Source organism: Nocardia sp. CA-136227 (genome assembly GCF_050955695.1).
Taxonomy (GTDB): Bacteria; Actinomycetota; Actinomycetes; order Mycobacteriales; family Mycobacteriaceae; genus Nocardia.
In genome coordinates, this window is the sequence record NZ_CP192081.1 from 2,120,254 (window position 1) to 2,133,978 (window position 13,725).

The 13,725-nt window shown below is 70.7% G+C and carries 14 protein-coding genes; 9 read left to right on the forward strand and 5 right to left on the reverse strand.

The genetic code is table 11. From position 1 onward, the window contains the following. The first annotated feature begins 203 nt into the window (after nt 1-203). The 3 genes from gatC (at nt 204) to ACQP06_RS09505 (ending at nt 4,191) form a co-directional block, all read left to right on the forward strand. The gene (gene gatC / locus ACQP06_RS09495) at nt 204-503 is read left to right on the forward strand and encodes an Asp-tRNA(Asn)/Glu-tRNA(Gln) amidotransferase subunit GatC (protein WP_357096144.1); all 300 of its coding nucleotides are present in this window, start codon (nt 204-206) and stop codon (nt 501-503) included. Next, nucleotides 500-1,969, forward strand: a complete 1,470-nt coding sequence (gene gatA / locus ACQP06_RS09500) for an Asp-tRNA(Asn)/Glu-tRNA(Gln) amidotransferase subunit GatA (protein WP_433671879.1) — start codon at nt 500-502, stop codon at nt 1,967-1,969. Before gatC ends, gatA begins: the two co-directional genes overlap by 4 nt. Before the next feature lie 230 nt (nt 1,970-2,199). Further along, nucleotides 2,200-4,191 (forward strand): ADP-ribosylglycohydrolase family protein, encoded by a 1,992-nt coding sequence (locus ACQP06_RS09505; protein ID WP_433671880.1) that lies wholly within the window; start codon nt 2,200-2,202, stop codon nt 4,189-4,191. Here ACQP06_RS09505 and ACQP06_RS09510 read toward each other — a convergent pair. Further along, a complete protein-coding gene (locus tag ACQP06_RS09510) occupies nt 4,152-5,513 on the reverse strand; it encodes an alpha/beta-hydrolase family protein (protein WP_433671881.1) in 1,362 nt (453 codons plus the stop codon). The genes ACQP06_RS09505 and ACQP06_RS09510 overlap by 40 nt on opposite strands. Before the next feature lie 134 nt (nt 5,514-5,647). Further along, nucleotides 5,648-6,433 (reverse strand): hypothetical protein, encoded by a 786-nt coding sequence (locus ACQP06_RS09515; RefSeq protein WP_433671882.1) that lies wholly within the window; start codon nt 6,431-6,433, stop codon nt 5,648-5,650. 166 nt (nt 6,434-6,599) lie between these two features. On the opposite strand from ACQP06_RS09515, the gene ACQP06_RS09520 reads away from it, so the two are divergent. The 3 genes from ACQP06_RS09520 to ACQP06_RS09530 all read left to right on the forward strand — a co-directional run bounded on the left by ACQP06_RS09520 (nt 6,600) and on the right by ACQP06_RS09530 (nt 10,567). After that, nucleotides 6,600-7,796 (forward strand): sensor histidine kinase, encoded by a 1,197-nt coding sequence (locus tag ACQP06_RS09520; protein ID WP_433671883.1) that lies wholly within the window; start codon nt 6,600-6,602, stop codon nt 7,794-7,796. Between the two features lie 96 nt (nt 7,797-7,892). After that, nucleotides 7,893-8,552 carry a response regulator transcription factor gene (locus ACQP06_RS09525; RefSeq protein WP_357096127.1) on the forward strand — a complete coding sequence of 220 codons (660 nt, stop codon included), beginning with the start codon at nt 7,893-7,895 and terminating at the stop codon, nt 8,550-8,552. Nucleotides 8,553-8,620: 68 nt separating this feature from the next. Further along, nucleotides 8,621-10,567 (forward strand): protein kinase domain-containing protein, encoded by a 1,947-nt coding sequence (locus tag ACQP06_RS09530; protein WP_433671884.1) that lies wholly within the window; start codon nt 8,621-8,623, stop codon nt 10,565-10,567. Here the strand turns inward: ACQP06_RS09530 and ACQP06_RS09535 are convergent. Next, nucleotides 10,564-10,752, reverse strand: a complete 189-nt coding sequence (locus ACQP06_RS09535; protein WP_433671885.1) for a hypothetical protein — start codon at nt 10,750-10,752, stop codon at nt 10,564-10,566. The genes ACQP06_RS09530 and ACQP06_RS09535 overlap by 4 nt on opposite strands. Before the next feature lie 370 nt (nt 10,753-11,122). Between ACQP06_RS09535 and ACQP06_RS09540 the strand changes: the two genes are divergently transcribed. Next, entirely contained in the window at nt 11,123-12,004 is an 882-nt protein-coding gene (locus ACQP06_RS09540; protein WP_433671886.1) for a helix-turn-helix domain-containing protein, read from the forward strand. After that, the gene (locus ACQP06_RS09545; RefSeq protein WP_357096120.1) at nt 12,001-12,198 is read left to right on the forward strand and encodes a DUF397 domain-containing protein; all 198 of its coding nucleotides are present in this window, start codon (nt 12,001-12,003) and stop codon (nt 12,196-12,198) included. Before ACQP06_RS09540 ends, ACQP06_RS09545 begins: the two co-directional genes overlap by 4 nt. A gap of 29 nt (nt 12,199-12,227) precedes the next feature. Here ACQP06_RS09545 and ACQP06_RS09550 read toward each other — a convergent pair whose 3' ends face one another. Both ACQP06_RS09550 and ACQP06_RS09555 read right to left on the reverse strand, forming a co-directional pair. Next, nucleotides 12,228-12,449, reverse strand: a complete 222-nt coding sequence (locus ACQP06_RS09550) for a hypothetical protein (protein WP_433671887.1) — start codon at nt 12,447-12,449, stop codon at nt 12,228-12,230. A gap of 66 nt (nt 12,450-12,515) precedes the next feature. After that, nucleotides 12,516-13,010: a carboxymuconolactone decarboxylase family protein gene (locus tag ACQP06_RS09555; RefSeq protein WP_433671888.1), complete on the reverse strand. Its 495-nt coding sequence runs from the start codon at nt 13,008-13,010 to the stop codon at nt 12,516-12,518. Between the two features lie 86 nt (nt 13,011-13,096). Between ACQP06_RS09555 and ACQP06_RS09560 the strand changes: the two genes are divergently transcribed. Beyond that, the gene (locus ACQP06_RS09560; RefSeq protein WP_433671889.1) at nt 13,097-13,678 is read left to right on the forward strand and encodes a CGNR zinc finger domain-containing protein; all 582 of its coding nucleotides are present in this window, start codon (nt 13,097-13,099) and stop codon (nt 13,676-13,678) included. Nucleotides 13,679-13,725: the final 47 nt, after the last annotated feature.

Here is a 13,725-nt window from a genome sequence, read left to right on the forward strand (position 1 = left end):
GTACCCGAGTCCCGCAATACTTACACCCTCGAGAGCCCGTTATCGAATCGAAGCATCTGCTGTGACGCGGGCCACCTACCCGTGGGTCACACATTGATGGTGCCAGGTCCGGCGCGTACCTGCGACCGGTGGCCGAAGGTGAACCCACTAGGCTGTCGGATGGCCAATCACCTAGCTCGAACCATGCCGAAAGGGGTCCCGCGGTGCCCGCCATCTCCAGGGACGAGGTAGCCCACCTCGCCCGGCTGTCCCGGCTCGCTTTGACGGACGACGAACTCGATCTGTACGCCGGTCAGCTGGATTCCATCCTGACCCACGTCGCACAGATCTCGCAGGTCGCCGCCGCCGATGTGCCCGCCACCGCATCCCCGAATCCGGAGACCAACGTGACGCGCCCGGATGTGCCGCGCCCGTGCCTGACTCCGGACGAGGCGCTCGCCATGGCCCCGGCCGTCGAGGAGCAGCGGTTCATGGTTCCGCAGATTCTGGGAGAGGGCGAATGACGGACCTGACCAAGCTGTCCGCGGCGGAACTCGCGGACAAGATCCACACCCGCGAGGTGTCCTCGGTCGAGGTCACCGAGGCCCACATCCGCCGCATCGCCGAGGTCGACGGGGAGATCAACGCCTTCCTGCACGTCGCGGGCGAGCAGGCGCTGGTCACCGCCGCCGAGGTGGACCGTCAGGTCGCCGCCGGGACCGTGGCCTCGCCGCTGGCCGGTGTTCCCTTGGCGCTCAAGGACGTTTTCACCACCGTCGACATGCCGACCACCTGCGGGTCGAAGATGCTCGAGGGTTGGGTGTCGCCCTACGACGCGACGCTGACCACCAAGCTGCGCGAGGCGGGCATCCCGATCCTCGGCAAGACGAACATGGACGAGTTCGCCATGGGTTCGTCGACCGAGAACTCGGCCTACGGCCCGACCCGCAATCCCTGGGACACCGAACGGATTCCGGGTGGTTCGGGTGGCGGCTCGGCCGCCGCGCTGGCCTCTTACCAGGCCCCGCTGGCGATCGGCACCGACACCGGCGGCTCGATCCGCCAGCCCGCCGCGGTCACCGCGACCGTCGGCACCAAGCCGACCTACGGCACCGTGTCCCGCTTCGGCCTGGTCGCCTGCGCGTCCTCGCTGGACCAGGGCGGCCCGTGCGGTCGCACCGTGCTGGACACCGCGCTGCTGCACGAGGTCATCGCCGGGTACGACCCGCGTGACTCCACCTCCCGCAATGTGCCGGTGCCGCCGGTGGTCGCCGCCGCCCGCGAGGGCGCCAAGGGCGATCTGTCGGGCCTGAAAGTCGGTGTGGTGCGCGAGCTTCACTCCGACAGCTACCAGCCGGGCGTCCTCGCCTCCTTCGACGCCGCGGTCGCGCAGCTGAAGGAGCTGGGCGCCGAGGTGATCGAGGTGTCGTGCCCGCACTTCGAGTACGCGCTGCCCGCCTACTACCTGATCCTGCCGTCGGAGGTGTCGTCGAACCTGGCGCGCTTCGACGCCATGCGGTACGGCCTGCGCGTCGGCGACGACGGCACCCACTCGGCCGAGCAGGTCATGTCCATGACCCGTGAGGCCGGCCTGGGCCCGGAGGTCAAGCGCCGCATCATGATCGGCACCTACGCGCTGTCCTCGGGCTACTACGAGGCCTACTACGGCCAGGCCAACAAGGTCCGCAACCTGATCGCGCGGGACTTCGACAAGGCCTACGAGACCGTCGACGTGCTGGTCTCGCCGACCAGTCCGTTCACCCCGTGGAAGCTGGGCGAGAAGGTCAACGACCCGCTGGCCATGTACCTCTCGGACCTGTGCACGCTGCCGACCAACCTGGCCGGGCACTGCGCCATGTCAGTGCCGTCCGGGCTCAGCGCGGACGACGGTCTGCCGGTCGGCCTGCAGATCATGGCCCCGGCCCTGGCCGACGACCGCCTGTACCGGGTCGGCGCGGCCTACGAGGCGGCCCGCGGCCCGATCGCCTGATCGGTCGATCCCGCAAGCGAATTCGGCCCCCGTCGGTATCCACCGGCGGGGGCCGTTCGCTGTCCGCGGACCGGACCGGTGCGCCGCAGGTCAGCGGGGGATGCGCGCCATCGTCCGGCTTGTCCGATTCCGGGCAGTCGGTATCCGGCCGATCCGGCATTGCCTGCGACGCGTCGGTCCCGACCGGTAGGCTGGCAGCGTTTCGGCGTGTGTGAAGGGTTTGTCAGGGGATGTTGCGACGCGGCGAAGTCTTCGCGGGCTACGTGATCGAGCGCGAAGTGGGCCGTGGCGGAATGGGTTCGGTCTACGCGGCCCGCCACCCTCGGCTCCCGCGGCTGATCGCGCTCAAACTGCTGCACCGGGAGATGTTCGGCGACAACGAGACCCGGCAGCGCTTCGAGCGCGAGGCCGATGTGATCTCCCAGCTCGACCACCCCAACATCATCACCGTCTTCGACCGTGGTGACGAGGGCGAGCAGCTGTGGATCGCCATGCAGTACGTGGACGGCGTCGACGGCGCGTCCATCGACCCCTTCGATCTGCCCCCGGACCGGGCGGTCGAGATCATCGTGCAGACCGCGGCCGCACTGGATTACGCGCACGCGCGCGGCGTCCTGCACCGCGACGTGAAGCCCGCCAACCTGCTGCTGTCGCGCTCCGGCGGCATCGGCACCGGCTTCGCCGAACGAGTCCTGCTCAGCGACTTCGGCATCGCCCGGGTGCTCGACGACACCGCGCACCTGACCCGCACCGGCATGCTCAACGCCACCCTCGCCTACGCCTCCCCGGAGCAGCTGACCTCCGCGCCCATGGGGCCGCGCTCGGACCAGTACTCCTTGGCCTGCACCCTGTTCCGGCTGCTCACCGGGCGCGGGCCCTTCGACGCGCCGAACATCGCGACCGTCATGCTCGGCCATCTGCAGTCCCCGCCGCCGTCCGCCGGCCAGTTCCGGCGTGAGGTCCCCGCCGAACTGGACGCGGTGCTGCGACGCGCGCTGTCCAAGGACCCGCGCGACCGCTACGAGACCTGCTACGAATTCGCGCGGGCCGCATGGGAGACGGTGGCCGAACCGGTGTCCCTGGTGCGGCGGCCCCGCGCGTTGGCCGCCGACCGGCTGCCCCGCGAGGACACCGTGCGCGGCTGCCTGTTCGGCGGCGCCATCGGGGACGCGCTGGGCGCGCCGATCGAGACCATGCTGCTGCGGAACATCCAGCTGCGCTACGGGAATCAGGGCGTCACCGGGGAGGGCGGCGGCTACAAGGGCCGCATCTCCGACGAGACCCAGCTGACGCTGTTCACCATGGAGGCGCTGATCCGCAGCGCGCGCGTGCGAGCTCGCGGCAATGCCGTGGCCGCCGGCATGATCCAGGAGAACCTGCTGGTGTGGCTGCGCGGGCAGGGTCAGGCCGCCGTGCCCGAACAGCCGGTGCCGTTGCAGAGCGGGCTGACCATGTACCCGGAGCTGATGACCTACCGGGGCCCCACCCAGACCACCATCTCCGCCATGCTGCGCGCGGCCGCCCGGCAGCGCCCAGGCACCCCGCTGGGCACCCGCGACCATCCGATCAACGACTCCAAGGGCTGCGCGGCTGTGGTGCGTTCCGCGCCCTGCGGATTCACGCCGTCGCTCGAGCACGCCTTCGAATTGGCCTGCGACGCGGCGGCCCTCACCCACGGCAACCCGAGCGGCTGGCTGCCCGCGGGCACCTTCGCGGCCACCGTGTACGGGCTGGGCCGGGGACTGGACGTGCGGACCGCCGTGGAACAGGCTCGCGCGCAGCTGGTCCGGAACCGGAACCACGAGGAGACCTCCGAGGCGCTCGACGCGGCCGTGCGGCTGGCCGACACCATCGCCTTCCGGGGACGGCCCATGCCCGCGCCCGGACTGCTGGAACGACTGGGCAGCGGCGTTATCGGGTCCGAGGCCCTCGCGCTGGCGGTGTGCGCGGCGGTGTGCGCCGAGAACGTCGGCGGCACACCGGAGGAGATCTTCCGCAACGGCGTGCTGCTGGCGGTCAACCACTCCGGGGACAGCGACTCCACCGGGTCCATCTGCGGCGCGCTGCTCGGGGCCCGCCTCGGCGCGGACGCCATTCCGGAGGTCTGGCGGGCTCGGCTCGACGCGGCCGCCGCCATCGACCGGCTGGTCGCGGACTTCACCCGCGAAGTCCGCGAACCGACTCAGCAGCCCGGCAGCACCGTGCCCTGGTCCACGCCGTAGCGGTGTCCGTGACCGGCCGGGGCGTCCAGCGCGCCCAGCAGGTCGGCGGAGGTCTGCAGGAAGCTCACCACCGGAAACCACGGCGGGACAGGAGCATCCGGCCGGGTGCCGGTGAGATCCGGTGCGCGCCACAGCAGGGACGGTGACCAGTGCACCACCGGATCGGAGGCATTGGCCAGCACCGCCGCCCGCCCGTGCCGCACCTGCCCGCCCGGCGGGCCCGCCCAGAGCGCACCGCAGGTACGGCGGTCCAGATCGGTGTCATCGGTGAACACCGCGCTGCCGCCGAGCGCGCCCAGGCTCTGCCCGTAGATGTAGAGCTTCGGCGGATCCGGCAGCGTCGAAATCCGTTGTTCGACAGCCCGGAACAGGGCCCGCGCCGACTCCTCGGCAGCATCGCGCCCGAAGACGAAGGTGACCCAGCTGGGCGCGTCCGAGTACTGCAATCCGACCAGCGCCACATCCCCGCCGAACCGCGCGTCCAGTCCCTTGGCGGCATCGCTGTCGATCCACCCCGACCCGGTCGGCACGGTCACCACCAGATTCCGCCGTTCGAATCCACCCGTCCGCTCCAGCTCCCGCACCGCCAGCGCCACCCGCGCCTCCAGCCCCGTCGCCGAGTTCAACCCGACGTACACCCGCACCGCCCGCGCCGGCGTCCCCGCCACGAACCGCCGCCCCTGCGCTCCCAGCGACGGCCAGCTCGCCATCGACACCGGACTCCCCGACCGGGTCGGTGAATCCGGTTGCACCAGCTCCGGATCCACGAACGAATCCGCCGCCGCGTACGCCGCCCGCCGCCACTCCACCACGCTCGGCACCACCAGCAGCTGCGCCGCCACGCCCAGCGCCGCCGCCGCCGCGATACTCCGCGCCCGCCCCAATCGCCGCACCACCCACCGCACCCCGTGTGCCAGACCCACCACCAGCGCCACGATCGGCACCGTCCACGCCAGCCACTGCACCCAGTACCCCGGTCCGATACCCCCGACCCCCATGGCATTCCGCAGCGAGTTCTGCCAATGCTCGGCATACCCCATCGCACCCCCGACCAGGCCCGTCCCCGCGACCGCCACCGGAACCCGCCACCGCGCCAGCCGCTCCACCCCGAACCGAGTCCAGCGCAACACCATCCGGACGATCCCCGCCAACGCCAGCCCGATCAGCACCAGCAGCGCGGTCACGATCGCCTGCGCCGACGGGGTGCGCGGCAGCAGCCCCGGCGCCAGCGACGCCAGCGTCCCGCCCGCCACCGCCGCGCTCGTCCCGACCCGTGGCGCGTGGAACCATGTCCACCCCGAGGCCCCACGAGGCCGCGGCACGGCAGCACCACTTCTCCCCGTCGGAGCTTCGCCCGGCGTGGGTTCGGTTTGATTGCTCGACTTCCGCAGCGCGACGGTCGCATCCGTACGCACCCGCTCGAGGCGCACGCGACGAGCGGCGTGCCCGGCCGGGATCACAGCGCCACCGCCGAGGCGGTACCGGCGATCGCGAAGTCGCGCTCCCGAGCCGCTGTGTCCCGGCGGGAGCGGGCACGGCGCACCAGAACGGTTGCCGCGGAGGCCAGTCCGGCGATCCCGACGCCGGCCACGGCGAGGGCGGCGGGTGTGGGGCCCGCGCCGGTGTGCTCGAAGAACGGCTCGTAGACGGGGCTGCCGTAGTCCTGGCGGATGGAGTTCAGGTCCACGGCCGTCGCGGCGATCGTGGCCATGACCTGGCACTGTGTGCGCGACATCGCATCCTCGCGGGCCGCGCACGCGGTGTGCATGCGCTGTTCCAGTGCGGCGTCCACGGATTGGCGGGCCCAGGGGCCCAGCGGCTGGCCGTGGGCGGCGGCGTAGCGCAGCAGGTCGTAGCCGAGGTCATGGGATTTGCAGGCCAGGTCGAATTCGGCGGGCAGGGGGATGGGGGAGGAGCAGTCACCCTCCGGGTTGAGGAGCATGCCCGCCTCGACGACGGGGCGGTACCCGGCTGCGGTCGCGAAGTCGTCGGGGATCGCGGCGGGATTCGGCCGGGCGGCGATCGACTCCAGCAGGCCAGCCCGGGCCGACGAGCTCTCGGGTTGGCGCGGCAGGCCGGCCGCCGCTCCGGCCGCCGGGGCGAACGCGACGCCGACCGTGCACACCACGGCGGCCGCGGCCGCGAGCGCGCCGTACCGGTGGAGTCCGGCGGCGTCGTGCGACGGGATGACAGACGAGGTGGAACGGGGCGAATTCCTGCGGGAAGTCGGGAACGCTCTCATGGGATCGACGCTAGGAATCGGCCTCCGACCGGGGCGTCAGCCTGTGGGGCGGTTGCGTCGTGGGCGGTGCGGGGGACACCCGTGCCGGTGTCGTACCGGGGTAGGGGGTGGGAGATCACTCAGGGGTATGAGGTGCGGGGCGGGCGGAGTCTCTACCGTCGATGCCATGGGTGGAAAGTTGTCAGGGCAGGCCCGGGTGGCACGGGCGCGGCAGTGGTTCGACGGGTTCACGGTGCTGCTCGCGCTCATCTTCATCGCGGTGGCGTGGCCGACACTGCATGTGACCCACAAGGTGCCCGCGGCCGCCGCGCCGTTCATCGCCGGGTTCGCGGCCTTCCCGATCCTGCTGGTGCGGGTGAATCCGCCACTGGGATGGGCGGTTTCGGCCGGGTCGGCGCTGCTGATCACGCTGGCCGTGCCGCATCAGCCGGGAAACACCATCCCGTTCCAGGTGGTGCACATTCTGGCGCTGTTCGCCCTGGTGTTCGCGGTGGCGGTGCGCGCGCCCATCCGGATCGTGGGTGTGGTGTGGCTGTCGACCTCGCTGCTGTTCGCCACCGCCATGGCCCAGACCGGCGACAGTTTCGCCGAGTCCGGTTTCGGCTGGCCGCTGGCCATCACCGGCCTGGTGGTGTTCGGCCTGCTCATCCGGTGGGTGGTGCTGTCGCGGCGGGCGCTGCTGAAGTCGGAGGAGGAGACCGAGCTGGAGCGGGCCCGGCGCGCGATCCTGGAGGAGAAGGCCCGCATCGCCCGCGACCTGCACGACGTGGTGGCCCACCACATGTCGATGGTGGTGGTGCAGGCGCAGACCGCGCCCTACCGGATCGACGGGCTCTCGGCCGAGGCCCGCGCCGAATTCGAATCCATCGGGACGGGTGCGCGGGCCGCGCTCAACGAGATTCGCGGCATGCTGGGCGTGCTGCGCAGCGACGGGCAGCTGCCCGAGCACGCGCCGCAGCCCTCCGCCGCGGACCTGCCGGGCCTGCTGGAGGGCGCGCAGCGGGCCGGGGTGCCGCTCACCTGGACCGTCGACGGCGAGCTCGGCGCGGTACCGGAGACCACCGGGCTGGCGCTGTACCGGATCGTGCAGGAGTCGCTGGCCAATGCCTCGCGGCACGCGCCGGGCGCGGCGGTGCGGGTGCACATCGCCTGCACCCACGAACTCACCCTGAGCGTCGGCAATGATCGCCCGATCGCGGTCCGCACCGGCGACCACTCCTCCGCCGCGGGCTCCGGTATCGCGGGTATGCAGACCCGCGCGGCGGCGGTCGGCGGCGTGCTCACCGCCGGACCCCGGCCCGACGGCGGCTTCGACGTCCACGCCCGGCTGCCCTTGACCGCCCTCACCCCGGTCACGCTGTAATCCCGGTCCCTACCCGGCCGGGGGTGCGAAGTTGTCTTCGTGACGGCCGTTCCGCCCCCGGCATGGCAAACTCGGTTGCGTGCGTGAGGTGGGACAGTGGCGATAACCGTGTTGATCGCCGACGACCAGGCGATGGTGCGGCAGGGGTTCGGGGCATTGCTGGCCGCGCAGCCCGACATCAGCGTGATCGGTGACGCCCCGGACGGGAAAGCCGCTGTGGCCGAAGCGAAACGGCTGCGGCCGGACGTGGTGCTCATGGACGTGCGCATGCCCGAGATGAACGGGCTCGACGCGGCCAAGGTGATTCTCGACGCCGGATTCGACCCGCCGGTGCGGGTGCTCATGCTCACCACCTTCGACATCGACGACTACGTGTACGAGGCGCTCGGCATCGGCGCCAGCGGCTTCCTGCTCAAGGACGCGCCCGCCGAGGAACTGGTGCGCGCCGTGCGGGTGGTGGCCGCCGGGGACGCGCTGCTCGCGCCGACGGTGACGCGCCGGCTCATCGCCGACGTCACCAGCCGCCGCACCCGGCGCGCGCCCGCCCCGCAACTGTCGGTGCTCACCCCGCGCGAGCGGGAGGTGCTGGAACTGGTGGCGCGCGGCATGTCCAATGCCGAGATCGCCGAAAGCCTGTTCGTGGCGGAACAAACCGTGAAGACCCACGTGTCGAAGGTGTTCACCAAACTGAACCTGCGCGATCGGGCGCAGGCGGTGGTGCTGGCCTACGAATCCGGACTGGTGACCCCCGGCTGACCTGCCCCGACAGCGTTTCGGCGGGTAGGCTCACGGATTTGTACGTCACCGGAAGGGGGTCGTGGACAGTGCTGAATGGCGGTGACGTGTTCGCCGGGTTCACCATCGAACGACTGCTCGGTCAGGGCGGGATGGGCTCGGTGTATCTGGCCCGGCATCCGCGCCTGGGCAAGCTGACGGCACTGAAGCTGCTGAACCGGGAACTGTACGCGGACACCGAGATCCGCGCCCGATTCGAGCGCGAGGCGGATCTGGTCGCGCGGCTGGACCACCCCAATATCGTGGAGGTGTACGACCGCGGCACCGAGAACGAGATGCTGTGGATCTCCATGCAGTACGTGGACGGGGTGGACGCGGCGGGCGTGAACGTGGCCACGCTGCCCCCGGAGCGCGCGGTGCAGGTGATCGAGGGCGTCGCCGACGCCCTGGACTACGCGCACGGCATGGGCGTCCTGCACCGGGATGTGAAGCCCGCCAACATCATTCTGGCCCGTGCCGTCGCCGGCCACGGCGAACGCGTCTTCCTCACCGACTTCGGCATCGCCCGCCTGCGCGAGGACTCCACCCACCTCACCCAGGCCGGGATGTTCACCGCCACCCTGGCCTACGCCTCGCCCGAACAGATGACCGGCGCCCACCTCGACCCGACCACCGACCAGTACTCCCTGGCCTGCGCCCTCTACTGGCTCCTGATCGGTGTGGGCCCCTTCGATTCCCCCCACCCCGGTGAACTGATCCGCGGCCACCTCCAGCTCCTCCCGCCCCCGGTCAGCCTCCGCCGCCCCGGCCTCTCCCCGGCCATGGACGCCGTCCTCACCAAGGCCATGGCCAAACGCCCCGCCGACCGCTTCCCCACCTGCACCGACTTCGCCAAGGCCGCCCGCCGGGCCCTCTCCGGCCCCCCGGCCCAGCACCCCGTGTACCCCAACCCACCCGCCCCCCAACCGAACTACGCCCAGCCCTACCCCGCCCCGCCGTTCCAGGCCCCGCCCGCCGCCTACCCGCCCCCGGCGGTCCCGGCGAACCAGCAGCCCTACCCGGTGCCGCCGTCCGCCGCCCAGCCCCCGCCGGCCGCACCCAACTTCCCGGCGCCTCAGCCGGTCGCACCGAACTCCCCGCAACCGGCCGCCGCTCCCAATTACCCGGCCCCGCAACCCCAGCCCGGCCAGCCCGTCCTCCCACCCCCGGTGGGACCGGCCTATCCGGTACCGCCGCCATCCCCGGCCGGGCCCTCCGCGTATCCCGCGCCCGCCCAACCGGCCGCACCGGTCCCCCCGGTATCGCAGGACGCGGACCGCGTCGGCTCAGGCCCGACCGTTCGCCCCTACCCGCAGGCGCCGGAACCCGCCGATCAGGTCGGGTCGGGGCCGAGGTACCGGCCACAGCCTTCCGGGGATGAGGTGTGGCAGCGGCCGACCGATGTCGTTCCGCAGCCGGTGGTTTCGGCGGTCTCTCCGGAGGAGGGGCCGGAACTGGTGGTGCAGGAGGCGGAGTCGGCGTCGGAATCGTCCGATTCGACGGATCTCGCTGCGGTGGTGGAGGATTCGCCGACCGCCGTCGGGGAGGAATCCGGATCGACCGGCGGCGACGCGGCGACCCGGCCCGATGAGTCGGCCGGTGACGGCGCGGCCGAGCCTGCGCCGGAGACGGTGGTCCGCGGCGAGGATGAGAAGGGCGGGATGTCGCGGCACCCGGATTCGGGCGCGTTCGTGCCCGCGGGTGCGAATCAGGCCACCGCAGGCGCGGTGCAGGCCGCGCCCGCGGCGGAGTTCGTTGTGGCCGAGCCGGTTTCGAGTGGTGCTGTCGAGCGGGTGGCGGCCGGACCGGTGGGGATGCCGGGGCGTCAGGGATTCGGTCCGCCGCCGTTCGGGGTCGGGCCGATGCGGCCGCCGGCGGTTCCGGCGGCCGGGCAGCGGGCCGGAGCCTCGCAGGCCACCGCGCTGGTGGTGCTGGGGCTCGCGGTATTGGCGCTGGTGCTGCTGGTGGCCGTGGCCGTCGTGGTGGTGTCGGGCTAGGGATAGTGGGCGCGGTCGCCGAGGACCATTTGCCCTTTGTCGACGAGGATTTGGCGGGCTCGGCGGCGGACCAGGCAGTTGTCCACGGTGCAGAACTTGTGGATCTGCATGGCTTGATGGGCCTGGGGCAGGCCCAGGTCGCCGGGGTCCATTGTGCAGTCGAACAGATACATCATGGTGTCCACCGGGGGCAGCGCAGGGGGCTGGACAGTTCGCGGTCCGGCGCTGGCGCTCGGCGTGCGGCGCTGGTGCGCCGGGCCCACACAAGCCTACCGAGATTCCTTGCGCGCCACGCCGCAATCGGGTCCTTGTCACACCCGATCTCGGAGGTCGGCACGGGGGGATTGGGTGCGCCCGGCTCGGGGACGAGTGGGTCCAGAGATATCAGGGCTCCGGTTCTCACCGGGCGCGACTCCAGTCCAGCACCGTTTCGGCGAACCGACAATCACTGCCCGCCCGCGGTGGGAAACTTTCCGAAAGCTCCAGGTCAGCATTCATATCGCGTGGGAGCATCATTCGCAGTGACCGAAAACAGCCTTCGTGGGGGAGGATTCGATGTCCGATCATGGTTCGACTTTGCCGCGCCGGCAGCTGGGCAGGTACCTGCGGGAAGGCCGGATGCAGTGCAATATGACGATTGCCGAGGCCGCCGCCCTGATGGAGTGGAGCGAGTCCAAACTGCAGCGTCTGGAAACCGGAAATGCCGAGAAGATCCGGGTTCTCGATGTCCGCGAATTGTGCCGGATCTACGACTTCGACGACGAATTCTGTTCGGCCCTGACCGGCCTCGCGCAACAGACCAGCGTCAAGTCGTGGTGGCACGAGTACGACGATCTGATACCCGAGGGTTTCAATGTGTATGTGGGCCTGGAGGCTTCGGCCCGCGGCCTCATCTCCTACCAGCCGGAGATCATTCCCGGCCTGCTGCAGACCGCCGAGTACGCACGGGTCCTGATCAATGATTACTGGCCGGATGCTGCAAGTGACCAACTCGACCGCCGGGTGCAGTTGAAGACCCGTCGTCAAAGCCTCTTGACGCGCAAGCGAAGTCCCGCGCACTTCGATGTGGTGGTACACGAAACCGCACTACATCGCGTTGTCGGCGGTCCGCGCGTAATGGCGGGGCAGCTGCGGCGGCTGGCCGACATGTCGACTCTGCCGACGATCGCTGTTCGTGTACTACCCTTCTCGGCGGGGGTGCCGATCGGCCACACCGTGGGCCCGTTCGTGATCCTGGATTTCGGCCATGACGCGGGTAACCGGCCCGTCGAACCCACGGTCGTCTACCTGGAGAACTTTCTCGGCGACCTCTACCTGGAGAAGCAGGCCGCGGTCGATCGCTACCGCGAGGCCTACCAAGCGATTCAGCGCGCCGCGTTGGACGAGACGACGAGCAGAGACCTCCTGCGGAGGGCGGCGAAGGAGTACGCGACGTGACCGTCGAACCCGGCGTCCGGTGGTTCAAGAGCGCCCGCAGCACCGGGGCCAAGGAATGCGTGGAGATCGCGTTCCTGGCCGGCGGTGTCGGGGTGCGGGACAGCAAGAATCCCGGTGGTCCGGCGCTGGTGTTCCCGCCGGCGGATTGGGATCGTTTCACCACCGCCGTGGCCGCGGGGCGATTCGACCACTGAGATTGCGCGCGAGCCGCTTTCGGTCGCGTTCAGGCGGTGCGCGCGGCGGCGCGGGCGGAATTGAGGGTGACCGCGGCGGCGTTCCAGATGGCGTAACCGCTGACCGCGTAGGGGACCCAGGTGGGGTGGTGGATGGCGAGCAGCACGATGGTGGCCACGGCCAGCGCGACCGCGCGGACCACGATGCCGTTGTGCAGCAGGGAGCGCAGCACCTGCGCGTCGATCAGGCTGGGGGACTTGACGCCGTTCATGAGTGTCGACCTTAGGTATTCGCGTGCGGCCCCCGAGGGGGCCGATCACGCCATGAATGGGACAAATTACGCGGCGGGCCAGTCGTTTTCGGTCTCGCCGACCTTGTTGACGTAGTTGGTCAGGGTCTGCAGGGCGACCAGGGCGACGATTTCGAGCACCTGCTCCTGGGTCCAGCCCGCGGCCAGCGCTTCGGCCGGATTGGCCTTGCCGCGGCTCTCGGTCAGCTCGCGGGCGAAGGCCACGGCCGCGGCCTCCTTCGCGTCCGCCGAGGTGCCCTGCTTGGCGGCCTCGATCTCCTCGGTGCTGAGCTTGGCGACCCGCTTGCCGGTGAAGGTGTGCGCGGCGACGCAGTAGCCGCAGTCGTTGGCCGCGCCGACGGTGAGCGCGATGCGCTCCGAGGTCGGAGCGGGCAGCGTGCCCTTCTTCAGCGCGCCGGCCAGCCCGAGGTAACCCTCCAGTACCACGGGCGCGTTCGCCATCACCTTGGTCATGTTCGGCACCCGGCCCATGCGCTTGCGGACCTCGTCCAACAGGGGTGCTTGCTCGATCGGAGTGATCATGACGTCCCAACTTTCTAACGGAAGATCGTGCTTTCACACGTTAGAACATCATGGCTTCGGAAATCAATACCCGTTAGAATCGAGTCATGGTCGATCCCTTGGCACTTCGTTTGGCGAACACCATCCGCGCCACCAGTCGCGGTCTGACCGACGCCTTCGGCACCCGTGAGTCCACCCGGGAATGGCTGGTCGCTCATGCCGCCGACGTCGGCATGTACGTGGATCTCGAGGCCTACCTGCCCACCGAGGACGAGCGCGCCGCCCTGGTGGACCTGCGCCAGCAGGTGCGCGCGCTGTTCGCGGAATACGTTGCGCCGCATCCGCCCAGCTCCGCCGACGCCTCCGTGCTGCCGCCCTTCCCCGAGTCGCTGGCCGCGATCAACCACGCCGCCGCCCCGGCGCTGCGGCTGCTCGAATGGGACAGCGAAGGGCAGCGTCTCGAATACCGGCTGCTCACGAAGACCGAACTGGACACGGTCAAGGCCGGATTGGCCGACGCCGTCATCGAGTTCTTCGGCGGACCGCAGGCCGAGCAGATCCGCGTCTGCCCCGCCCCGCGCTGCGTGCGATATTTCGTGAAATCCCATCCGCGCCAGGAGTGGTGCTCGGTGGCCTGCGGCAATCGCGCCCGCGCGGCCCGTCACTACGCCCACCACCGCGACGACTGAGCGGGTTCTCCCCGGGACGCGAAACGGCCCTCGCACGGTCGCGTGCG